This is a genomic window from Streptomyces peucetius (assembly GCF_025854275.1).
Taxonomy (GTDB): Bacteria; Actinomycetota; Actinomycetes; order Streptomycetales; family Streptomycetaceae; genus Streptomyces; species Streptomyces peucetius_A.
The window spans coordinates 2,422,788-2,444,326 of sequence record NZ_CP107567.1; the positions used below are offsets into that span (position 1 = coordinate 2,422,788).

The following is a 21,539-nucleotide window of genomic DNA, read 5'->3' on the forward strand; positions in this document are numbered from 1 at the left end:
GCGGGCACCGGGCCCGCACCCCCTCACAGCCCATACCGGTCGAGGATGCTCATCAGCTTGCGCCGGCGTTTCAGTTCCGCCCGCAGGCCAGCGAGACAGTCGGTGAACGCCTCCTGCGTCCCCAGCGCACGATGGCAGTCACGGGCACCCAGCAGCAGTCGCGCCAAGTGCTCGTAGGCACGGTCGCCGGTCGGCTCCTTCAGCCGCTCGACCAGCCGCAGGTAGACCGTGAGCGCCTCGGTCGGGTGCGTCTCGCGTGACAGGTCGGCGAGGCGTTCCCACTGCCGGTCGTCGGCGAGGCCGGCGGCCTCGCGCCAGGCCGCGTCCACATCGCCGTCATCAAGCAGCGCGTCGATTAGCACGGGCCCGCCATACCAGCCGCCGCGCTCACGGCGGGCGTCCTCCCTCAGAGCGACCAGCGCGGCTACGCGCTCAGCCTCCCAGCACTCCGCCGCCTCAGCGGCAGAGCGCAGCTGCCGGTAGGCGGCCAGGGACCGCTCGACACGGAACCGGTCCCGCCGCACCGCGACCGCGTCGGCCGCACGCCCCGCCTTCGCGTAACCGGCACACACGTAGTCGACCATGCGGCCATCGATGTGCATCTCGGCGGCGCAATCCCGCAGTCCGCGCTCCGCCCAGGCGAGCGCCTCGTCCGCGCGACCCGCCGATTCCAGCTCCTCGGCGATACGCAGATGGGTGGCACCGGACGGGTCGAGGTCCTGCGCGTACAGGGCGACCAGCGCGTCGACGTCGCCCTCCGCCTTGACCAGGCGCTCCATCAGATACCGCTCCGCCCACCCGGACGGCCTGCGCCGCCACGCCTCGGCCGCCAGCTGCCGCATGCGGGCCAGCCCACTCGGCCCCAGCACCTCGGCGTAGTCGAGCAGGTCCAGGTCCGTCACGTCGTTGCTGTCACCGAGCACCTGGCCGACCAGCCACTCGGCCAGGTGCTCGGGATCGGTGCGCGCGACTCCGCACGCTTCCAGATGGACCTCGGCCACCGCGGCGGCGGCCTGCCCCACCACACCGTCGGAGTCGTCGATCTCCCCGTACGCCTCCCCCAGCACCCGGATCGCCTCCTCGGCCAGACCGACCGCCTGCGCCGCCCGACCGTCGGCGGTCAGTGCGCGAAGCGCGTCCGCCGCCTCTGCCACCTGCTGTGCATAGCCGGGGGCATCGGCGTACTCGACGTACCCGTACCGGGCGAAAGGCCGCGGATCGATCAGCGCCAGGATCCGGTCCCGGACCGTACCGAGGTCGGAGCGAGCGGCTGCGGCCCGCAGCTCCAGGCGTCGGCGCAGCCGGCGGTCCTCGGCAAGCTGCTCCCGCACCAGCGCCAGGAGTTCGTCCCGAGACAGCGCCGTGAGCCACGCTTCCAGGCCGGAGGCTCGTGCCCGTGCGGCGGCCCGCTGATGCGGGATCGACTTCGCCCGCCGCAGCACGCTGAGCCCGACCGCCACACAGTGCTTGCAGAAGTTGCCCTCCTGCCCGTACGGGCAGTCACACCACCCCGTGATCCCGTCGCCCCCGCCAAGGGTGAGCTCCACCTCATAGACATCCGTACCGTGCACCACGGCGGTGACCGAGCCCTCCCCCACCTCCAGACCGCTCACCGCGTCCAGGTACCCCAGCCCCCGCTCGTAGGACCGAGCCCCGGCCAGCGCCCTCAGATCGTCCTCGCCGAACCCCACAACTTTCCGTGCCACACCGGACATTCAACCGCGGATCGGCAGCTGTCGGAGGCCCGACGGCCCCCTGCCATCCACACGTGCGCGACCGCATACGACAGCGCGGCCACCATCGACTACGTCGCCACCACGAACACAGGGGTGCCGGTGTCTCGTCCCGAACGGCGGTCTCAGCACCCTTCTCATGGGCACCGGCGGCTTCGGACGGACCTGGTGCCGTCGCTCACCGTCCACAGTGACCGCATCAACGCGGTCACCGTCGCCGACCCGACGCGCAGGCCCTCGCATCGCAGTTCCGGAACCTCGTGTCCCCTGAGTGCCCCCTGGACGCGACTCGGCCCCGGGCCGCCACACCTCCAGTCACTGCATCACCGCAGGTCACAACCCGAAGGACAACACAGACCCATGCGTTTACCGAAGTAACGACGAACGGAGTCGATCCGTTGGGCCAGAGTCCCGACCACGAGGGTTTGAAAAAACGTTTCGGCAGGTCAGAACGTTTCTTGGCCTGCTTTTTGTGGGGCGGGTGGGACTCGAACCCACGGCCGACGGATTATGAGTCCGCTGCTCTAACCGGCTGAGCTACCGCCCCTAACGGCGCGTCGCGCACATTTGTGCGCGCCGTCTGCCGCAGCATAGCCGGTCATACGATCTCTTGCTCCGCATGGTCGGCAACGCCTGACCATGAGGACTGCGCTGCCGCGCGCGCGGTTCCGGGTGTAGCGCAGAACACATGAAAGTCACACGAACCGCATACAGAAAAAGGGCCCCGAAGGGCCCTCTTCCGCTCTGCTCCCCCGGCTGGACTCGAACCAGCAACCCTCCGGTTAACAGCCGAATGCTCTGCCAATTGAGCTACAGGGGACCGCGCTCCCCCGACTGGACTCGAACCAGTAACCTGCCGGTTAACAGCCGGCTGCTCTGCCAATTGAGCTACAGGGGATTGCTGCATGTGCACCGAACGTACCTGCCCGGGGCATCCCGGGGGGCGTGCGCTCGCTGCGACACATACATTAGCGCAAGCAGGGGGGTGCTCCGCCAATCGGTTCCGCGCCGGGTGATCACAGCTCCCGACGGGTAGGCGGGCAGCACCGACGCAACGGAAGGGTGTCACCCATGCGGTACAAGCTCACGTTCGTCGCCGGACTGGCCATCGGCTTCGTGCTCGGGACACGGGCCGGGCGCGAGCGCTACGAACAGCTCAAGAAGTCCGCGCGTCAGATCTCCCAGAACCCCGCTGTCCGCAACGCGGCCGAATCCGCCGCTCAGGGCAGCCGCGAGGCGGCGGGCAAGGCCTACCACGCCGTCAGCGACAAGGTCGGCGACCGGGTGCCCGAGTCCGTGGCGGGCCGGGTGCGGGCGCTCCGGGAGCGCGGCACGGGAGCGGAGGACGACTGGGGAACCAGTAACACCTGAGGCGCCGGTCCCGACTCGGCAGGCGTGACATCACCCACCGCCCGCGTACGGCAGAATTCCGGACATGGGGATAGTCGCCGGGTTGGACAGTTCGTCTGGGTTCACACGCATCGTCGTCTGCGACGCGGACACGGGCGCGGTACTGCGCCAGGGGTACGCGCCGCACCCCGTCGAGCCCAGGACGACCGAGATCGATCCGCAGGCGTGGCTGCTCTCCCTCGGGGAGGCGGCCACCGGCGGTCTGCTGGAGGGCGTGCAGGCCATCGGCGTGTCCGCGCAGCAGCACGGCCTGATCACGCTGGACGCCCAGGACGCTCTGGTACGGCCGGCGCTGCTCGGCAACGACAAGCGCGCGCAGGTGGCCGCCGCCGACCTGATCGATGCGCTCGGCGGCCGTCAGGCCTGGGCGGAGGCGGTCGGATCCGTGCCGCAGTCCGGGCAGCCGGTGGCGAAGCTCCGCTGGCTCGCCCGCGCCGAGCCGGAAGCGGCCCGGCAGGTCGCCGCGGTGCTGCAGCCGCACGACTGGCTGGTGTGGCAGCTGCTGGGCCGGCCCGCCCGCAAGACCACGGACCGCGGCGGCGCGTCGGGTACGGGCTACTGGTCGGCGGGCACGGGGGCGTACCGCCCGGACCTCGTGGAGCTGGCGCTGGGGCAGCAGTGCACTCTGCCCGACGTGCTCGGCCCGGCGGAGGCGGCGGGCACCACACCTGAAGGGCTGCTGATCTCCGCGGGTACCGGCGAGACCATGGCGGCCGCCTTCGGCCTCGGCGTGGCCGTCGGAGACGCGGTGGTGTCCCTGGGGGCGTCGGGTTCCGTGACGGCGGTGCACCACGAGGCGCTGGCCGACCCGAGCGGGATGATCACGTCGTTCGCCGACGCGACCGGCATGCACCTGCCGGTGGTGCACACGCTCAACGCCGTACGGGCACTGCGCGGCAGCGCCGAGCTGCTGGGTGCCGCCGGCCTCCAGGAGCTCTCGGCGCTGGCGATGAAGTCGACGCCCGGCTCGTCCGGACTGGTGCTGCTGCCGTACCTCGAGGGCGAGCGGACCCCGCAGCTGCCGCACACGGCGGGAACGCTGACCGGCCTGCGGCGCGAGTCGATGAAGCCGGAGCACCTGGCGCGGGCCTCGTTCGAGGGCATGCTCTGCTCGCTCGCGGACGCGATGGATGTGCTGCGCGGGCGCGGTGTGGAGGTGCGCCGGGTGTTCCTGCTCGGGGCGGCCGCCGACCTGTCGGCGGTGCAGGCGCTGGCGCCGGCGATCTTCGGGGCGCAGGTGATCGTGCCGCAGTCGGCGGACTACGCGGCCCTCGGCGCGGCCCGGCAGGCCGCTTGGGCGCTGGGCGCCGCGCAGGGCACGCTCTCGCCGCAGGCGCCGCCGGCCTGGCAGGAAGCGTCGGCGCAGGTGTTCGAACCGGGTGAGGAACTGGCGGTCGGTCAGGCGGTGCGTCAGCAGTACGGCGCGACGCGGGACCAGATCCATCCGGGAGCGTTCACGGCCGGACCGTGAGGTCCGACAGTCGTACAAGCTGTTCTTGACCGGTGCTTGGGGAAAACCCTTCGGGTTTTGCCGACCGGGTGTCGGAAGATGGGGTGACCCCCGATCTTGCCGAGCCCGAGAGACAGCGCGTGCTGATACGACTGCTGCGGACCTATCTCAGTCCGTACAAGAAACCCATTGGCTTCCTGGTGGCGCTGCAACTGCTGCAGACCAGCGCCACCCTTTATCTGCCCACCCTCAACGCGGACATCATCGACAACGGTGTCGTGAAGGGCGACACGGGCTACATCCTGGCTCTCGGCGCCCTGATGATCGGCGTCAGCGTCGTCCAGGTGCTGTGCAACATCGGAGCGGTGTTCTACGGCGCTCGGACGGCGGCCGCGCTCGGCCGCGACGTCCGGGCCGACGTCTTCGGACGGGTGCAGAGCTTCTCCGCCCGCGAGGTCGGCCAGTTCGGGGCGCCGTCGCTCATCACCCGCACCACCAACGACGTTCAGCAGGTCCAGATGCTGGTGCTGATGGCGTTCACGCTGATGGTGTCGGCGCCGATCATGTGCGTCGGCGGCATCGTCATGGCACTCGGCCAGGACGTGCCGCTGTCGGCGGTGCTGCTGGCGGTCGTGCCGGTGCTCGGTATCAGCGTCTCGCTGATCGTGCGGAGGATGCGGCCGCTGTTCCGCACCATGCAGGAGCGGCTCGACACGGTGAACCGCGTACTGCGCGAGCAGATCACCGGCAACCGCGTGATCCGCGCCTTCGTACGGGACGGATACGAGAAGCAGCGCTTCCGCGGGGCGAACGAAGAGCTGACCGACGTTTCGCTGTCCACCGGCCGGCTGATGGCGCTGATGTTCCCGACCGTGATGACGGTCGTGAACGTCTCCTCCGTTGCCGTCGTCTGGTTCGGTGCCCACCGCATCGACAGCGGCGCCATACAGATCGGTGCGCTCACCGCCTTCCTCGCGTATCTGATGCAGATCGTGATGGCGGTGATGATGGCCACCTTCATGTTCATGATGGTGCCGCGCGCCGAGGTGTGCGCCGAGCGCATCCAGGAGGTGCTGGACACCGACTCGAGCGTGGTCCCGCCGCTCGCGCCCGTGACGGAGCTGCGCAGCCGAGGGCAGCTGGAGGTGCGGGGGGTCGACTTCCGCTACCCCGGTGCGGAGGAGCCGGTGCTGCACGGCATCGACCTGGTGGCGCGCCCGGGTGAGACGACCGCGATCATCGGCTCGACGGGCAGCGGCAAGTCGACGCTGCTCGGCCTGGTGCCCCGGCTGTTCGACGTGACGAGCGGCGAGGTCCTCGTCGACGGGGTCGATGTGCGGGACCTGGACCCGGCGCTGATGGCGCGGACCGTGAGCCTCGTGCCGCAGAAGCCGTACCTCTTCTCCGGGACCGTGGCGACCAATCTGCGCTACGGGAAACCCGACGCCGACGAGGACGAGCTGTGGCAGGCGCTCGAAGTGGCGCAGGCGGCCGACTTCGTACGCGGGCTGGAGGGCGGCCTGAACGCCCCGATCGCCCAGGGCGGCACCAACGTCTCCGGCGGGCAGCGCCAGCGGCTCGCCATCGCGAGGACCCTGGTGCGGCGGCCGGAGATCTATCTGTTCGACGACTCCTTCTCCGCGCTCGACTACGCCACGGACGCGGCACTGCGCGAGGCGCTGGCCCGCGAGACCGCCGAGGCGACCGTGGTCATCGTCGCCCAGCGGGTGTCGACCATCCGTGACGCGGACCGGATCGTGGTCCTCGACGAGGGAAGGATCGTGGGGGCGGGCAGCCACCAGGAACTGATGCTGAGCAATGAGACGTACCGGGAGATCGTGCTCTCGCAGCTGACGGAGGCTGAGGCCGCATGAGCGGGCCGGGTGGACGCATGATGACGGGGCCCGTCGAACGGTCGATGGACTTCAAGGGCTCGGGCAAGCGGCTGCTGCGGCAGCTCGCGCCGGAGCGGGCGACGCTGTGGGTGATGCTCGCCGCCGGTGTGCTGAGCGTGGCCTTCGCGGTGGTCGGCCCGAAGATCCTCGGCCGGGCGACCGACCTGATCTTCGCGGGGGTCGTCGGCCGGGAGATGCCGGAGGGCACCACCAAGGAGCAGGCCGTGGAGGGCCTGCGGCAGGACGGCGACGGCGGCCTCGCCGACATGCTGTCCGGGGTGGACTTCGTCCCCGGCCACGGCATCGACTTCGGCGCCGTGGGCGACGTGCTGCTGCTGGCGCTGGCCGTGTACGTGGCGGCCGGGCTGACGATGCTGGTGGCGACACGCCTGTCGATCAAGGTGATCAACCGGACCGTGTACCGGATGCGCGAGGACGTGCAGGCGAAGCTGTCGCGGCTCCCGCTGTCGTACTTCGACACGTCGAAGCGCGGCGAGGTGCTGAGCCGGGCCACGAACGACATCGACAACATCTCGCAGACCCTGCAGCAGACGATGGGGCAGATGATCAACTCGCTGCTGACCATCGTCGGCGTGCTGGCGATGATGTTCTGGATCTCGCCCCTGCTGGCGCTGGTCGCGCTGGTGACGGTGCCGGTGTCGGTGTTCGTGGCGGCCAGGGTCGGCAAGCGGTCGCAGCCTCAGTTCGTGGCCCAGTGGAAGTCGACAGGCACGCTCAACGCGCACATCGAGGAGATGTACACCGGGCACTCGCTGGTGAAGGTCTTCGGCCGCCAGGAGGAGTCCGCGAAGGCGTTCGCGGAACAGAACGAGGCGCTGTACGAGGCCGGGTTCAAGGCACAGTTCAACAGCGGCATGATGCAGCCGCTGATGTTCTTCGTCTCGAACCTGAACTATGTGCTGGTGGCGGTCGTCGGCGGTCTGCGGGTGGCGTCCGGTTCGCTGTCCATCGGTGACGTGCAGGCCTTCATCCAGTACTCCCGGCAGTTCTCGATGCCCCTGACCCAGGTCGCCTCGATGGCGAACCTGGTCCAGTCGGGTGTCGCCTCCGCCGAGCGGATCTTCGAACTCCTCGACGCGGAGGAGCAGGAGGCGGACGCGCCGTCCGCGGAGCGGCTCGAACGGCCGCGGGGGCGGGTGTCCCTGGAGCGGGTCTCCTTCCGCTACGAGCCGGACAAGCCGCTCATCGAGGACCTGTCGCTGACCGTGGAGCCCGGCCACACGGTCGCCATCGTCGGCCCGACCGGCGCGGGCAAGACCACGCTGGTCAATCTGCTGATGCGGTTCTACGAGGTGACCGGCGGACGGATCGCGCTCGACGGGGTCGACGTCGCGAAGATGTCCCGCGAGGACCTGCGCTCCGGCATCGGCATGGTCCTTCAGGACACCTGGCTGTTCGGCGGCACGATCGCGGAGAACATCGCGTACGGCGCGTCCCGCGAGGTCGCGCGCGAGGAGATCGAGGAGGCGGCGCGGGCCGCGCACGCGGACCGCTTCATCCGCACGCTGCCCGACGGCTACGACACCGTCATCGACGACGAGGGCTCGGGCGTCAGCGCGGGCGAGAAGCAGCTGATCACGATCGCGCGGGCGTTCCTGTCCGACCCGGTGATCCTGGTGCTGGACGAGGCGACGAGCTCGGTCGACACCCGTACGGAGGTGCTGATCCAGAAGGCGATGGCCCGGCTCTCGCACGGCCGCACGAGCTTCGTGATCGCGCACCGGCTCTCCACGATCCGGGACGCGGACGTGATCCTGGTGATGGAGAACGGTTCGATCGTCGAACAGGGAACGCACGACGAGCTGTTGGCGGCGGAGGGGTCGTATGCGCGGCTGTACTCGGCGCAGTTCGCGCAGGCGGTGGTCGAAGTCGAGTAACGCCCTTGCCGGCCCGGCCCCGGCGGGAGCGTTTCCCCTCCCCGCCCCTTCCCGAAACCGGGGGCTCCGCCCCCGAACCCCGCTCCGCCCGGGGCCCGAACGGGGCCCGAACGGGGCCCGTTCGGGGCTCCGCCCCGGCTCCGGTACCGCGCTGCGCGCGGTGGCCTCACTCTCCCCCTACGACCTGGCGACCGTGGGTGGGAGGGTACCCCCAGCCGGCTGGACATGCCGCGCTGCGCGGCAACCAGCCCGCCGGTCACATCCAGCCTCGCCGGCGATTGAGGCTCGGGGCGGAGCCCCGACAAGACGGCCAAGTTCCAGCCCCGCCGGCGATTGAGGCGCCGGGGTACGGGGGCGGAGCCCCCGACAACGCCGTGCGGAGCGCGGTGCGGCGGTCCGGGCGGAGCCCGGTTCGGGAAGGGGCGGGGTGGGGGACGAGCCCGCCGCAGGCGGAGGCAGCGGTCAGTCCAGGTAGCCGCGGAGTTGGTCCGCGAACGCGTGATCGCGGAGTTTGTTCAGCGTCTTCGACTCGATCTGGCGGATGCGTTCGCGCGTCACACCGAAGAGCCGGCCGATCTCCTCCAGCGTGCGCGGCCGGCCGTCGTCGAGGCCGTAACGCAGCTGGACGACCTTGCGTTCACGCTCGCCGAGCGTGGACAGCACCGCGTCCAGGTGCTCGCGCAGCAGCAGGAACGCCGCGGACTCGACGGGTGACGCGGCGTCGCCGTCCTCGATGAGGTCGCCGAGGGCGACGTCGTCCTCCTCGCCCACCGGCGCGTGCAGGGACACCGGCTCCTGCGCCAGTCGCAGCACCTCGCTGACCCGCTCCGAGGTCAGTTCGAGGTGGGCCGCGACCTCCTCGGGCGTGGGTTCGTAGCCGCGCTCCTGGAGCATGCGGCGCTGGACCCGGACCACCCGGTTGATCAGTTCGACGACGTGCACGGGCACCCGGATGGTGCGGGCCTGGTCCGCGAGGGCGCGGGACATGGCCTGGCGGATCCACCAGGTCGCGTACGTCGAGAACTTGTAGCCCCGGGCGTAGTCGAACTTCTCGACCGCTCTGATCAGGCCGAGGTTTCCCTCCTGGACCAGGTCGAGCATGGTCAGTCCCCGGCCGACGTACCGCTTGGCCACGGACACGACGAGCCGCAGGTTCGCCTCGATCAGGCGCCGCTTGGCCATCCGGCCCATGACGACCAGCCGGTCGAGGTCGACGGCGAGCTGCGAGTCGGGGTCGGTGGTGTTCGCGAGCTTCTCCTCCGCGAAGAGCCCCGCCTCGACCCGGCGGGCGAGTTCCACCTCCTCCGCGGCGGAGAGCAGGGGGATGCGCCCGATCTCCCGCAGATACTGGCGGAAGAGATCGGAGGACGGGCCGCTTTCGGTGTTCCGCCCCTTGGGCCGCGGCGGCTCGGGAGGCTCCGGCTCCATCACTTCCGCGACCGCGTTCCCCGGCAGGGCTTCGGGATGCCCCGCGGGCAGGACCTGCGCGGGCACCTGCTCGACGGCGGTCGCGAGGACGGCGGCGACGGCGTCGGTATGGGTCTCGGTCAGGGTCTGGGTCTGCACGGGGGCGACCTCCAGGGTGATCGCTGCCGGTCGGGGGGCCCTACGCACCGCACCCCAGTGTGGGGTACGACACATCGCTGCCACGAGGGGCGTGCGACGACTTTTTGAGACCCGTGCGTGACCGGCCGGTTACCCGTGTGCCTGTCGTACATGTGTCTCGGAGAACCTGCCGGTGCGCGAGAGCTGCCAGTACGAGATCCATGTGACCGTGCGTTGCGACGACGGGCCGGCCCGGAACCCGCCCTGCCGACGGTGCACCAGCTGCTGCACGCGGTGTTCCGGCTGTCCGGCGAGTGGCCGTGCGCGCAGCGCGCCGGAGGTCGGCGTCGCAGAACTCGAGCAGGCGGCCGGGCAGTTGGAGGGGAAGCACTTCGCCGCTGACCACCCGCAGTTCGCCGACGAGGAGCAGCTCCACGCATGCCGGCTGCCCGGCCGCGCCGGAGCCGGCGCTCGCCCGCTGACGCGGGTCTAGAGCGCCGCCGCGCCCTGGTTGCGCAGGGACTGCGCGTACTGCTGGAGCACCCACAGTTCGTTCGCCACCGCCGCGTACCGCTCCGGGTCCGCGGTGCCGCCCAGGCGGGCCATGGTGCCCTGGACCTCGCGGATGCGGCGGTCGACGGCGCGCAGGCGGACCTGGACGAGCTGGACGCCCGCGTACACCTCGTCGACCGTGCGGGCGTGCACCGCTTCCACGGCGAGCTCGGTGACCAGCGCGCGCACCGTGTCGTCGGGGGCGGCGTCGCGGACGCGGGCCAGATAGCCGGAGGTGTCCTGGGTGCCCTGCTCGGCGCCGCCCGCCTCGTCGATGGTGCGGCGCACCGCTGCGTACGGCGGGGCGGTGAACTCGTCGACGCCGTACGCGTCGAAGGCCGGTGAGACCAGCCCGGGGTGTTGGAGGGCCAGCTTGAGCAGTTCGCGCTCGGTGCGGTGGGCGGGGCTGCGCAGATTGAGCGCCGGGCCCGACGGTCCGGTCGGCGCGGACGCGGCCGGCGCCGGCTGCGGTGCCCTCGCGGGGCCGCCGCCGCGGCCTCCGCGGTCGGAGCCGCGGTCACGGGCCCACCGGGCGAGCTGGGCGACCCGCTTGACGACGAACTGGGTGTCGAGGATGCCGAGGATCCCGGCGAGCTGCACGGCCGACTCGTGCTGGATGGCGACGTTCTTGATGCCGGCGACGATCGGGGCCGCCTCGTCGAGAGCGGCGGCACGCCCGGCCGGGGTCTCCAGGTTATGCCGGGAGACCATCTGACGGATCGCGAACTCGAAGAGCGGGGTGCGCGACTCGACGAGCTTCTTGACCGACTCGTCGCCCTCGGCGAGCCGCAGGTCGCACGGGTCCATGCCACCCGGGGTGATCGCGATCGAGGTCTCGGCGGCGAACTTCTGGTCGTCCTCGAAGGCGCGCAGCGCCGCTTTCTGGCCGGCCGCGTCGCCGTCGAAGGTGAAGATCACCTCGGCGGTGGCGTTGTCCATCAGCAGCCGCCGGAGGATCTTGATGTGGTCGCCGCCGAACGCCGTGCCGCAGGTGGCGATGGCGGTGGTGACGCCCGCGAGGTGGCAGGCCATGACGTCGGTGTAGCCCTCGACGACGACCGCCGTGGTGGTGCGGGCGATCTCCTTCTTGGCGAGGTCGATCCCGTACAGCACCTGCGACTTCTTGTAGATCGCCGTCTCGGGCGTGTTCAGGTACTTCGGGCCGTTGTCGTCGTCGCGGAGTTTGCGTGCGCCGAAGCCGACGACCTCCCCGGTGATGTCCCGGATGGGCCACATCAGCCGGCCCCGGAAGCGGTCGATGGGGCCGCGGCGGCCCTCCTGCGACAGGCCGGACAGGGTCAGCTCCTTGTCGCTGAAGCCCTTGCCGCGCAGATAACGGGTGAGGTGGTCCCAGCCGGCCGGGCTGTACCCGACGCCGAAGTGCTGGGCGGCGGCCTGGTCGAATCCGCGCTCCGCCAGGAACTTCCGGCCGATCTCCGCCTCGGGGCCGTCGAGCTGCTCCGCGTAGAACTGTGCGGCGATCTTGTGTGCCTCGACCAGCCTGATCCGCTCGCCGCGCTGATGGGCGGGGTTGTACCCGCCCTCCTCGTAGCGCAGGGTGATGCCCGCCTGCGCGGCGAGGCGCTCGACCGTCTCGGAGAACGAGAGGTGGTCGATTTTCATCACGAAGGAGATCGTGTCGCCGCCTTCCTGGCAGCCGAAGCAGTGGAAGAGCCCTCTGCTGGGGCTGACCTGGAAGGAAGGGGACTTCTCGTCGTGGAACGGGCACAGGCCCTTGAGGTTCCCGCCGCCGGCGTTGCGCAGCTGGAGGTACTCGGAAACGACGGCGTCGATCGGGACCGCGTCCCGGACCGCCTTCACGTCGTCATCGTTGATCCTGCCTGCCACGCGTGAATTCTACGGGGGCGCTGCGACACTCCGGTCAGCCGGCGATCTCCCCGGCCCCGGTGAGGTCGGTGAGCGCCACGGTCGGATCGCCGAGGGTCTGCGGATCCACCTCCGTCCGGGACCGGATCAGCTGCTGGACCGGCGCGGTGACGTCCCACACATTGACGTTCATCCCGGCCAGCACCCGGCGGTCCTTCAGCCAGAAGGCGATGAACTCCCGCTTGCCCACGTCGCCGCGGAGCACCACCTGGTCGTACGAACCGGGCGGGGCCCAGCCCGAGTACTCCATGCCCAGGTCGTACTGGTCGGAGAAGAAGTAGGGGACGCGGTCGTAGGTGACGTCCTGGCCGAGCATGGCGCGGGCGGCGGCCGGGCCGCCGTTCAACGCGTTCGCCCAGTGCTCCACCCGCACCGGGACACCGAGCAGCGGGTGCCGTACGGAGGCGACGTCGCCCGCGGCGTGGATGTCGGGGTCGCAGGTGCGCAGGCTCTCGTCCACGGCGATGCCGCCGCCGTACTCCCGGCCGGCGAGGTCCAGGCCCGCCGCGTCGGCCAGGGCGGTGCGCGGGGCCGCGCCGATCGCGGCCAGGACCCGGTGGGCGGGGTGCTCCTCGCCGTCGTCGGTACGGGCGGCCAGCACCATGCCGTCCTGGCCGGTGATCTCGGTGAGACGCGCGCCGAAGTGGAAGCGGACGCCGTGGTCGCGGTGCAGCTCGGCGAAGAACTGGCCGAGCTCCGGCCCGATGGCCTGGTGGAGCGGGGTGGCCTCGGCCTCGACGACGGTCACCTCCGCGCCGTAACCGCGGGCCGCGGCCGCGACTTCGAGGCCGATCCAGCCGGCGCCGGCGATGACCAGGTGGCCGTTGTCGCGGCCGAGGGCGGCCAGCACGTGGCGCAGCCGGTCGGCGTGGGCGAGGCGGCGCAGATGGTGCACGCCGGCCAGGCCGGTGCCCGGGATGTCCAGCCGGCGGGGCTCCGCGCCGGTGGCGAGCAGCAGCTTGTCGTAGTGGAGGACGGTGCCGTCACCGAGGCGCACCGAGCGGGTCTCGCGGTCGATGGACACGACCGTCTGCCCGAGGTGCAGTTCGATGTCGGCCTGGGCGTACCAGCCGGGTTCATGGACGAAGACGCTGTCGCGTTCGTCCTTGCCGGTCAGATACGCCTTGGACAGTGGCGGACGTTCGTAGGGGTGCTCGCGTTCGTCGCCGATGAGGATCACTCGCCCGGTGAATCCTTCGGCACGGAGGGTCTCGGCGGCCTTGGCCCCCGCCAGCCCACCGCCGACGATGACGAATGTCCGATGTGCGTCGACCACGTGATGCCTCCTCGTTGCTTCTACGCAGCGCAGCCTTCAGCGAGCGTCCCGCACGGAGCGTTATGGCGGAAGAGGGAGTGACCCCCGGGCGTGTCAAAAAGGGACGAACCGCCCACTCCGGGATGGGTGCGCGATGTTCAGCGGCGTCTTGTGAGCCGGGCGTGCAGGGTGCGGGCCGATGCGTCCGTGAGGTTCGCGATCTGATCGACGATCACCCGCTTGCGGGCCCGGTCGTCGGCCGCGGCCTCGAACATGGCACGGAACTGCGGTTCGAGCGCCTCGGGAGCGCGGGCGGTGAGCGCCTGAGCCAGTTCCGCCAGCACAATGCGCTGGTCCGCGCGGAGCGCCTCCTGCTCGGCGCGTTGCATCACATAGCGGTCGGCGACGGCCTTGAGCACCGCGCACTCGTTGCGCGTGGCGCGGGGGACGACGAGCTCCGCCGCGTAACGCGTGAGTCTGCCTTCCCCGTACGCCTGGCGGGTGGCGGCCTCGGCGGCCAGCGCGAACCGGCCGATGAGCTGGCTGGTGGCGTCCTTCAGGCGGGCCTGGGCCACCGCCGATCCGTCGTAGTGGTGGGGCCACCACGCCTGGTCGACGAGCCGGTCGAGCGCGTCGGAGAGCTCCTCGGGATCGGTGTCGTGCGGTACGTACCGGCCGATCGCCACGGACCAGATGCCCGCGCGCTCGGTCTCGGAGAGGAGGCAGTTGGGGTCGACGTGGCCGGCGTGCAGACCGTCCTCGAAGTCGTGCACCGAATACGCGACGTCGTCGGACCAGTCCATCACCTGCGCCTCGAGGCACTTGCGGTACGCGGGCGCACCGAGACGGGCCCACTCGAAGACCGGCAGGTCGTCCTCGTACACCCCGAACTTGCCCGAGCCCGGCTCGGTGGGGTGGCCGCCGCGCGGCCAGGGGTACTTGGTCGCGGCGTCGAGGGTGGCCCGGGTCAGGTTGAGACCGACGCTGACGGGCTCGCCCGTCTCCGGCGCGTGCACGAAACGCTTCGGCTCGATCCGGGTGAGCAGCCGCAGCGACTGGGCGTTGCCCTCGAAACCGCCGCAGTCGCGCGCGAACTCGTTCAGCGCCTGCTCGCCGTTGTGGCCGAACGGCGGGTGCCCCATGTCGTGCGCGAGGCACGCCGCCTCGACGAGATCGGGGTCGCAGCCCAGCGCCGCGCCCAGCTCCCGCCCCACCTGCGCGCACTCCAGCGAGTGCGTCAGCCGGGTGCGGGGGCTGGCGTCCCAGGCGTGGCTGCGGGTGCCGGGGGTGACGACCTGCGTCTTGCCCGCAAGGCGGCGCAGCGCCGAGGAGTGCAGCACCCGGGCACGGTCGCGCTGGAAGGCGGTGCGGCCGGGGCGCTTGTCGGGCTCGGCCGCCCAGCGCTCGGCGGCGGAGTCGTCGTAGCCGTCGGAACCGCTGCTGGTGCCGGTGCCGTTGCCGTTGCCGTAGGTGCTGGTGGTGCCGTCCATGCACCGAAGGTAACCGGAGCGGCCGACAGTGCGGCCGCGAGCGGCGATTGTGCGGGTGATTACGCGGACGATTACGCGGCGGAGAGCTCCAGCCGCCGGGCCGCCCGCGCGGTGCTCGGGACGGAACGCGCCTCGTCGTAGCGGTGCAGCAGCAGCCGGGCCAGAGCGGGGTGGGTGCCGAGCGGTTCCGCCGCGATGCCGGGCGCGGCGGCGGCGCTGCGGGTCGCGAACAGGCCGGGCGCGGCGAAGTACGAGGCGACCGCGATGCGGTGGCGGCCACGCGCCTCCAGCGCCTCGACGGCCGCGGGGACGGTGGGCGCGAGAGCCGAGGCGTACGCGGGGACCACCGGCACTCCGCCGAGCCGCTCCGCGAGCATGCGGGCCATCCGCCGGGTGTCCTCGGCGGACCGGGGATCGCGCGAGCCGGCGGAGGCGAGGACGACACCGGCGCTGCCGCTCGTGCCGTCCTCGGGCCGCCAGCCCGCCTCGGCGAGGCGGTCCGCGAGCGCCTCGCCGAGGAGGGGGTGCGGGCCGAGCGGGCGCGCGATACGGATGTCGGTGTTCGGCAGCGCCGCGGCGGCCCGCGGAAGGTCGTGCGCGACGTGGTAGCCGCGGCTGAGCAGCAGCGGCACGAGTACGGCGGACGTGCCGTCGGGCAGGGCGGCGAGCGTGTCGCCCAGCAGCGGCTCGTTCAGCTCGATGTGGCCGAGACGGATGTCGAGACCCGGCCGCAGTTCACGGACCCGGTCGAGGAGCGCGGTGACGGTACGCACGGCGCGCGGGTCACGGCTGCCGTGGGCGACGGCGACGAGGGCGGGTCGGGTGGCGGCGGTGGAGACCATGCGGGGCGGGTTCCGTTCAGTCGGACGTGACTCAGCTGGGTGCCGAGCTGAGCGGTGATACGCGTGAGCAGGTCGGCGGTGGTGTCGAACTGCGCGGCGGGGCCGACTGCGGTGTCGACGACGCTCGGGAGGGGCGGGGGCGGGGACTCGCGAAGGTGTTCCGGCTCCGTCATGGATCGATGGTGGCGGGCGCAGGTTGCGGGGTTGTTGCGTGAGGGTGACGGGTGTTTGCGCGGGCCTCACGGGTGGGGGCGGGCCGCTGCGCGGGGCCGTCCCCTCCCCGCCCCTTCCCGAACCGGCCTCCGCCCGGACCCGACCACCGCGCTCCGCGCGGTGTTTCAGGGGCTCCGCCCCCGGTACCCCCGCGCCTCGGACGCCGGCGGGGCTGCAAAGCAGCCCGGCCGGCGGTTGAGGCCACCGCACGGAGCGCTGCGTCAGGGCGCCAGCCACACCCGCAGCGGCCCCACCACCCCGCACCCGTACCGCACCGCCGCCGCCAGGTCGTCGCCGTGCTCGTAGCCGACGACCGGTGTGCCCGGCCACTGCCTGCCCATGGCGGACAGGCAGCCCGCCCACGCGCCGTCGGTGTCGCCGTCCGTGGCGAACACGTTCGAGAGGCCCGCCGCTCCCCCGCCCAGGCTCACCACCGCGCCCGCCGCCACGCGGCCGTCCGGGTCCCGGCCGGCGAGGAAGGTGACGGCCGGGTCGGCCAGGAGTTCCGGGCGGAACAGGGCCGCCAGGCCCTGGCCCGCGTCCCAGGCCGTGGCCCATTCGGCCAGGTCGGCGGGTGTGGTGAGCGGGGCCCATGCCACACCGGGCGGCGCGACGGGCGCGGGCGTGCCCGCCGGCCGGTGCAGCCACCGCGCTTCGAAGAGGACGTCGAACCCCGCCCCGGACAGGTCCAGCGACGCGAAGCTGTCCTTGACCGAGCAGCCACCGCCCGCGGTGTCGGTCGCGGTGTCGATCGCGGCCAGCACGTCGTCCTCCGTCGCGTCCGCGCTCAGCGTCACCGCGTCGGGGTACAGCAGCGGTGTGCGGCGCGGATTGGTCCAGGCGCGGGGACCGAAGTCACCGGGAAGCCCGTGTGCGCGGCACACGGCCTCGCACCATTCGGCGTTGTTACGGGCGGCCGTACTCGCCCTGTCGTCGATCACGCCGGGATCCTGACGCAACGGCTCGGCGCCGGGCGAACCGTTTTTGCACGCCGGGCGTCTGACAGTGCGTGAGAGCGACGAGAAGACGGCGGCGGGTCGTGCAGACGGTCATGCTGGGGTGTGTGCTCGGGCTCGTGCCCGCGACCTGGATGCACGCCGTCGCCGACAGCCGGGTCGGTACGGTCGCGGACGCCCCGCCGCGGAATGTCGCCGTCGTCTTCGGGGCCGGGCTGTGGGAGGGCCGGCCCTCCCCGTATCTGGCGCACCGGCTGGACGCCGCCGCGGAGCTCTACCGGACGGGCAGGGCCAAGGTGGTGCTGGTCACCGGGGACAACAGCCGGTCGGAGTACGACGAGCCGGACGCCATGCGGACGTATCTGACCGGGCGCGGTGTGCCGGACGACCGGATCGTCAGCGACTACGCCGGGTTCGACACCTGGGACTCGTGCGTACGCGCCAAGAAGATCTTCGGGGTGGAGCGCGCGCTGCTGGTGAGCCAGGGCTTCCACATCCGCCGGGCCGTCGCGCTGTGCCGGTCGGCCGGCGTCGACGCGTACGGCGTCGGGGTCGCGGAGCCCCATGACGCGACCTGGTACTACGGCGGGGTGCGCGAGATGTTCGCGGCGGGGAAGGCATCGCTGGACGCCGTGTTCCGGCCGGATCCCCGCTTCCTTGGCGCACAGGAGCCCGGTGTCCACGAGGCCCTCGCGGACACCGGTCGCTGACCGGCCCGGCACGCGGTCCGGCAAGCTCGCGTCCGGGCCGCCGGCAGGGAACAGTGGGACGCATGAACAAAGACGTGGCAACCCTGCTGAGCCGGCACACCGAGGCGCTCGCCCTGTTCACCGACCGGGTGCACGCCGTACGCGACGGCCAGTGGGACGACCCGACGCCGTGCACCGAGTGGTCCGTGCGCGACCTCGTCAACCATCTCACCGCCGAGCAGCTGTGGGTCCCGGACCTGGTGACCGACGGGGCGACGATCGAGGACGTCGGCGACGCGTACGACGGTGACGTCCTCGGCGAGCGTCCGCGCCATGCCTGGGACTCGGCCGCGCACGCCGCCCGCAAGGCGTTCTCCGACGAGGGGGCGCTGGAGGGAACGGTCCAGCTGTCGTACGGGGAGACGCCGACCACCGCGTACTGCTCGCAGATGATCAGTGACGCGGTGGTGCACACCTGGGACCTGTCGCGGGCGATCGGCGCCGAGGAGCGGCTGCCGGACGCGCTGGTGGCCTTCACCCTGGACGAGGTCGCGCCCTACGCGTCGGAGCTGTCGAAGTCCGGACTGTTCGCCCCGCCGATCGAGCCGCCGCCGGGCGACGACCCGCAGACCCGGCTGCTGGCGATGCTGGGCCGCCGCGCCTGAGCCGGGGCCCGTACGCGGGCCGTCTCCTCACGCCGCCGTGCGGTGGCGGCGGAGCCAGGCGTACCTCGCCTGTAATGCGCCACGTCAGCCCGTGTAACACGGATGTTCCACGCTGGGCGTCATGCACGAGACGACCATCCCGACCCACTGTCCCTACTGCGCCCTGCAGTGCGGCATGAATCTGCGCGGCGTCCCGCAGCCGGACGCGGACGCCGGGACGGCCGTCGAGGTGGTGGAGCGTCCCGACTTCCCCGTCAACCGGGGCGCCCTGTGCGGCAAGGGCCGTACGTCGCCCTCCCTTCTCTCCTCCCGGGTGCGCCTGACCGGGCCGCTCGTCAGAAGCCACGCCACAGGCCGGCTCGAGCCGGCCACCTGGGAGGAGGCACTGCGTACGATCGCCGACCGGCTGCGGCGTACGCGCGAGACGCACGGCGCGGACGCGGTGGGCGTCTTCGGCGGCGGCGGGCTGACCAACGAGAAGGCGTACACCCTCGGCAAGTTCGCCCGGGTCGTGCTCGGCACCTCTCAGATCGACTACAACGGCCGCTTCTGCATGTCGTCGGCGGCGGCCGCCCACACGAAGGCGTTCGGTCTGGACCGCGGGCTGCCGTTCCCGCTCGAGGACGTCCCGAGGACCGGATGCGTGATCCTCGTCGGCTCGAACCTCGCGGAGACCATGCCGCCCGCGCTGCGCTATCTGATGGAGCTGAAGGAGAACGGCGGGAAGCTGATCGTCGTCGACCCCCGGCGGACGAAGACGGCCGAACAGGCCGACCTGCATCTGGCGCCCCGGCCCGGCACCGATCTGGCGCTCGCCCTGGGCCTGCTGCACGAGGTGGTGGCGCAGGGACGCACCGACGAGGAGTTCATCGCCGCCCGTACGAGCGGCTGGGCGGACGCCCGGGCCGCGGCCATGGCGCACTGGCCGGAGCTGGTCGAGCGGATCACGGGCGTGGGGGTGCCCGCGCTGCGCGAGGCGGTGCGGCTGTTCTGCGACGCGCCGTCCGCGATGGTGCTCACGGCACGCGGGCCCGAGCAGCAGTCCAAGGGGACGGACACGGTGAGCGCCTGGATCAATCTGTGCCTGGCGACTGGCCGGGCCGGCCGGCCGTTGTCCGGCTACGGCTGTCTGACCGGGCAGGGCAACGGGCAGGGCGGCCGTGAGCACGGCCAGAAGGCCGACCAGCTGCCCGGCTACCGCAAACTGGACGACCCGGCGGCGCGGGAGCATGTCGCCCGGGTGTGGGGTGTCGCCCCCGAGTCGCTGCCCGGGCCGGGCCGCAGCGCCTACGAGCTGCTGGACGCGCTGGGCGGGGACGTGAAGTCGCTGCTGCTGATGGGCTCGAACCCGGTGGTGTCCGCGCCGCGCGCGGCGCACGTCGAGGAGCGGATCAGGTCGCTGGACTTCCTGGCCGTCGCGGACGTGGTGCTCTCGGAGACGGCGGCGCTCGCGGACGTGGTGCTGCCGGTGACGCAGTGGGCGGAGGAGTCGGGCACGACGACCAACCTGGAGGGCCGGGTGCTGCTGCGGCGCAAGGCGGTCGACGCCCCGGCCGGGGTCCGCAGCGACCTGGAGGTACTGGGTGCGCTGGCCGGGCTGCTCGGGCACGAGAAAGGCTTCCCCGCCGATCCGGAGGAGGTGTTCGAGGAGCTGCGGCGCGCGTCGGCGGGCGGCCTCGCCGACTACTCGGGCATCACGTACCGCAGGATCGCGGAGGAGGACGGCGTCTTCTGGCCCTGCCCGGAAGGGGACGAACAGGACGCGGACCCGCATCCGGGGACGCCGCGGCTGTTCCTCGACCGGTTCGCCACAGCCGACGGGCTGGCCCGGTTCGTTCCCGTGGGGCACCGGCCGGCCGCGGAGGAGCCCGACGCCGAATACCCGGTGCTGCTGACGACCGGGCGGGTGGTGGCCCAGTACCAGTCGGGGGCGCAGACGAGGCGGGTCGACGAGCTGAACGCCGCCGCGCCCGGCCCGTTCGTCGAGCTGCATCCGCAGCTGGCGGAGCGGCTCGGTGTCGGAGAGGGCGAGCCGCTGGCCGTGGTGTCCCGGCGGGGACGGGCGACCGGGCCCGCGCGGATCACCACCGGGATCCGGCCGGACACGGTCTTCATGCCCTTCCACTGGCCGGGCGAGGGCCGGGTCAACACGGTCACGAACCCGGCGCTCGACCCGACCTCGCGGATGCCCGAGTTCAAGGTGTGCGCGGTACGGCTGGAGCCGGCCGGCCCGGGTGCCGGAGCCTGACCGCCCTGCGCCAGTCGCCGCTGTCGACGGGTGTGCCGCCGGCCTTCAGTTCGCGGGCCACGCGCTCGGCGGCGACGTACACCCAGGCGGTGACGGCCGTGCCGTCGTCGAGGAGGACCTTGCGGGCGGTCCGCTCGTACAGATTCTCCGGACGGCCCGGCATGCCGGTGTACTCCTCCAGCCGGTCGAGGACGCCGAGCAGCCGCCCGTACTCCTCGGGTGCCGCCCACACCGCCTCGCCGGTGACCGTGCACGGCCCGCCGGGGTCGTCGACGGCGTACGGATAGCCGGGGCCCTGGTAGAGCCGTGCGCTGCAGAGCACGGCGGGCCGCTCACTCGTCGTGCGGCCGCGGAGGAACAGGTCGTGATTGCGTTCCCCGGGGCGCAGGGTGCCGTAGACGAAGAACGGAAGCCGCTGCCGCCCGTTCATCGTGCCTCGGTCTCGGCCCGTACCCAGCCGGCGTAGGCCGCGCCGGCGCGCACCACCGGAATGGCGATGATCTCCGGGGTGTCGTAGTCGTGGGCGGCGGTCAGGTGGGCCTCGAGGGCGTCGTAGCAGGCCGGTGTGGTCTTGAAGAGCACCTGCCACTCCTCGGCGGTCTCGACGGCGTTCTGCCAGTGGTAGACCGAGGTCACCGGCGCGGAGATCTGTGCGCAGGCCGCGAGCCGGGCCTCGACGGCGCCCTGCGCCAGTTGCTGTGCCTTCTCCGCGCTGTCGGTCGTGGTCATCACGGCGAGCAGCGGCGGCGCGGCGGGGGTCTGTTCCACGGCACGGGCTCCTTGTCGGTCGTCGGCTGTCGAGGGGCGCACG

The 21,539-nt window shown here is 72.0% G+C and carries 16 protein-coding genes and 3 tRNA genes; 7 read left to right on the forward strand and 12 right to left on the reverse strand.

Annotation, left to right across the window (positions count from 1 at the left end; all coding sequences use genetic code 11):
• Positions 1–23: 23 nt before the first annotated feature.
• The 4 genes from OGH68_RS11160 to OGH68_RS11175 form a co-directional block, all read right to left on the reverse strand.
• Complete coding sequence (locus tag OGH68_RS11160; protein ID WP_413470967.1) at positions 24–1,706, reverse strand: SWIM zinc finger family protein; 1,683 nt, start codon at positions 1,704–1,706, stop codon at positions 24–26.
• 500 nt (positions 1,707–2,206) lie between these two features.
• Positions 2,207–2,280, reverse strand: a tRNA-Ile gene (locus OGH68_RS11165).
• A 200-nt stretch (positions 2,281–2,480) separates the two neighbouring features.
• A tRNA-Asn gene (locus tag OGH68_RS11170) sits at positions 2,481–2,553 on the reverse strand.
• A gap of 5 nt (positions 2,554–2,558) precedes the next feature.
• Positions 2,559–2,631, reverse strand: a tRNA-Asn gene (locus OGH68_RS11175).
• 173 nt (positions 2,632–2,804) lie between these two features.
• On the opposite strand from OGH68_RS11175, the gene OGH68_RS11180 reads away from it, so the two are divergent.
• The 4 genes from OGH68_RS11180 to OGH68_RS11195 all read left to right on the forward strand — a co-directional run bounded on the left by OGH68_RS11180 (position 2,805) and on the right by OGH68_RS11195 (position 8,386).
• Entirely contained in the window at positions 2,805–3,104 is a 300-nt protein-coding gene (locus OGH68_RS11180; RefSeq protein WP_264243220.1) for a YtxH domain-containing protein, read from the forward strand.
• A 64-nt stretch (positions 3,105–3,168) separates the two neighbouring features.
• Positions 3,169–4,614: an FGGY family carbohydrate kinase gene (locus OGH68_RS11185; protein WP_264243221.1), complete on the forward strand. Its 1,446-nt coding sequence runs from the start codon at positions 3,169–3,171 to the stop codon at positions 4,612–4,614.
• A 119-nt stretch (positions 4,615–4,733) separates the two neighbouring features.
• On the forward strand, positions 4,734–6,467 hold the full coding sequence (locus OGH68_RS11190) for an ABC transporter ATP-binding protein (RefSeq protein ID WP_264243223.1): 1,734 nt from the start codon (positions 4,734–4,736) through the stop codon (positions 6,465–6,467).
• On the forward strand, positions 6,464–8,386 hold the full coding sequence (locus tag OGH68_RS11195) for an ABC transporter ATP-binding protein (RefSeq protein WP_264243224.1): 1,923 nt from the start codon (positions 6,464–6,466) through the stop codon (positions 8,384–8,386). The genes OGH68_RS11190 and OGH68_RS11195 overlap by 4 nt, the downstream gene beginning before the upstream one ends.
• Before the next feature lie 462 nt (positions 8,387–8,848).
• Here OGH68_RS11195 and OGH68_RS11200 read toward each other — a convergent pair whose 3' ends face one another.
• From OGH68_RS11200 to OGH68_RS11225, 6 genes are all read right to left on the reverse strand, one after another.
• The gene (locus OGH68_RS11200; RefSeq protein ID WP_264243225.1) at positions 8,849–10,027 is read right to left on the reverse strand and encodes an RNA polymerase sigma factor; all 1,179 of its coding nucleotides are present in this window, start codon (positions 10,025–10,027) and stop codon (positions 8,849–8,851) included.
• Between the two features lie 393 nt (positions 10,028–10,420).
• Positions 10,421–12,331: a DNA primase gene (gene dnaG, locus OGH68_RS11205; protein WP_264243226.1), complete on the reverse strand. Its 1,911-nt coding sequence runs from the start codon at positions 12,329–12,331 to the stop codon at positions 10,421–10,423.
• A 34-nt stretch (positions 12,332–12,365) separates the two neighbouring features.
• Positions 12,366–13,646 carry an NAD(P)/FAD-dependent oxidoreductase gene (locus tag OGH68_RS11210; protein ID WP_264243227.1) on the reverse strand — a complete coding sequence of 427 codons (1,281 nt, stop codon included), beginning with the start codon at positions 13,644–13,646 and terminating at the stop codon, positions 12,366–12,368.
• Positions 13,647–13,783: 137 nt separating this feature from the next.
• Positions 13,784–15,115, reverse strand: a complete 1,332-nt coding sequence (locus OGH68_RS11215; protein WP_264243228.1) for a deoxyguanosinetriphosphate triphosphohydrolase — start codon at positions 15,113–15,115, stop codon at positions 13,784–13,786.
• A gap of 71 nt (positions 15,116–15,186) precedes the next feature.
• Positions 15,187–15,957 carry a sirohydrochlorin chelatase gene (locus OGH68_RS11220; protein WP_264243229.1) on the reverse strand — a complete coding sequence of 257 codons (771 nt, stop codon included), beginning with the start codon at positions 15,955–15,957 and terminating at the stop codon, positions 15,187–15,189.
• A gap of 434 nt (positions 15,958–16,391) precedes the next feature.
• A complete protein-coding gene (locus tag OGH68_RS11225) occupies positions 16,392–17,111 on the reverse strand; it encodes a hypothetical protein (RefSeq protein WP_264243230.1) in 720 nt (239 codons plus the stop codon).
• A 68-nt stretch (positions 17,112–17,179) separates the two neighbouring features.
• Between OGH68_RS11225 and OGH68_RS11230 the strand changes: the two genes are divergently transcribed.
• The 3 genes from OGH68_RS11230 (at position 17,180) to OGH68_RS11240 (ending at position 20,728) form a co-directional block, all read left to right on the forward strand.
• Positions 17,180–17,836: a vancomycin high temperature exclusion protein gene (locus OGH68_RS11230; RefSeq protein WP_264243231.1), complete on the forward strand. Its 657-nt coding sequence runs from the start codon at positions 17,180–17,182 to the stop codon at positions 17,834–17,836.
• 62 nt (positions 17,837–17,898) lie between these two features.
• Positions 17,899–18,480 carry a TIGR03086 family metal-binding protein gene (locus tag OGH68_RS11235; protein ID WP_264243232.1) on the forward strand — a complete coding sequence of 194 codons (582 nt, stop codon included), beginning with the start codon at positions 17,899–17,901 and terminating at the stop codon, positions 18,478–18,480.
• Positions 18,481–18,601: 121 nt separating this feature from the next.
• Positions 18,602–20,728 carry a molybdopterin oxidoreductase family protein gene (locus OGH68_RS11240; protein WP_264243233.1) on the forward strand — a complete coding sequence of 709 codons (2,127 nt, stop codon included), beginning with the start codon at positions 18,602–18,604 and terminating at the stop codon, positions 20,726–20,728.
• Here OGH68_RS11240 and OGH68_RS11245 read toward each other — a convergent pair.
• Both OGH68_RS11245 and cutA read right to left on the reverse strand, forming a co-directional pair.
• A complete protein-coding gene (locus OGH68_RS11245) occupies positions 20,676–21,158 on the reverse strand; it encodes a gamma-glutamylcyclotransferase family protein (protein WP_264243234.1) in 483 nt (160 codons plus the stop codon). The genes OGH68_RS11240 and OGH68_RS11245 overlap by 53 nt on opposite strands.
• Positions 21,155–21,457, reverse strand: a complete 303-nt coding sequence (gene cutA, locus OGH68_RS11250; RefSeq protein ID WP_264250016.1) for a divalent-cation tolerance protein CutA — start codon at positions 21,455–21,457, stop codon at positions 21,155–21,157. The genes OGH68_RS11245 and cutA overlap by 4 nt, the downstream gene beginning before the upstream one ends.
• Between the last annotated feature and the right edge of the window lie 82 nt (positions 21,458–21,539).

What these genes read in the sequence shown, in the direction of transcription:
- OGH68_RS11180 (WP_264243220.1), top strand. Translation starts at nt 2,805, where the DNA reads ATGCGGTACAAGCTCACGTTCGTCGCCGGACTGGCCATCGGCTTCGTG.
- OGH68_RS11185 (WP_264243221.1), top strand. Translation starts at nt 3,169, where the DNA reads ATGGGGATAGTCGCCGGGTTGGACAGTTCGTCTGGGTTCACACGCATC.
- OGH68_RS11195 (WP_264243224.1), top strand. Translation starts at nt 6,464, where the DNA reads ATGAGCGGGCCGGGTGGACGCATGATGACGGGGCCCGTCGAACGGTCG.
- OGH68_RS11200 (WP_264243225.1), bottom strand. Translation starts at nt 10,027, where the DNA reads ATGTGTCGTACCCCACACTGGGGTGCGGTGCGTAGGGCCCCCCGACCG.
- OGH68_RS11215 (WP_264243228.1), bottom strand. Translation starts at nt 15,115, where the DNA reads ATGGACGGCACCACCAGCACCTACGGCAACGGCAACGGCACCGGCACC.
- OGH68_RS11220 (WP_264243229.1), bottom strand. Translation starts at nt 15,957, where the DNA reads ATGGTCTCCACCGCCGCCACCCGACCCGCCCTCGTCGCCGTCGCCCAC.
- OGH68_RS11235 (WP_264243232.1), top strand. Translation starts at nt 17,899, where the DNA reads ATGAACAAAGACGTGGCAACCCTGCTGAGCCGGCACACCGAGGCGCTC.
- OGH68_RS11240 (WP_264243233.1), top strand. Translation starts at nt 18,602, where the DNA reads ATGCACGAGACGACCATCCCGACCCACTGTCCCTACTGCGCCCTGCAG.
- OGH68_RS11245 (WP_264243234.1), bottom strand. Translation starts at nt 21,158, where the DNA reads ATGAACGGGCGGCAGCGGCTTCCGTTCTTCGTCTACGGCACCCTGCGC.
- cutA (WP_264250016.1), bottom strand. Translation starts at nt 21,457, where the DNA reads ATGACCACGACCGACAGCGCGGAGAAGGCACAGCAACTGGCGCAGGGC.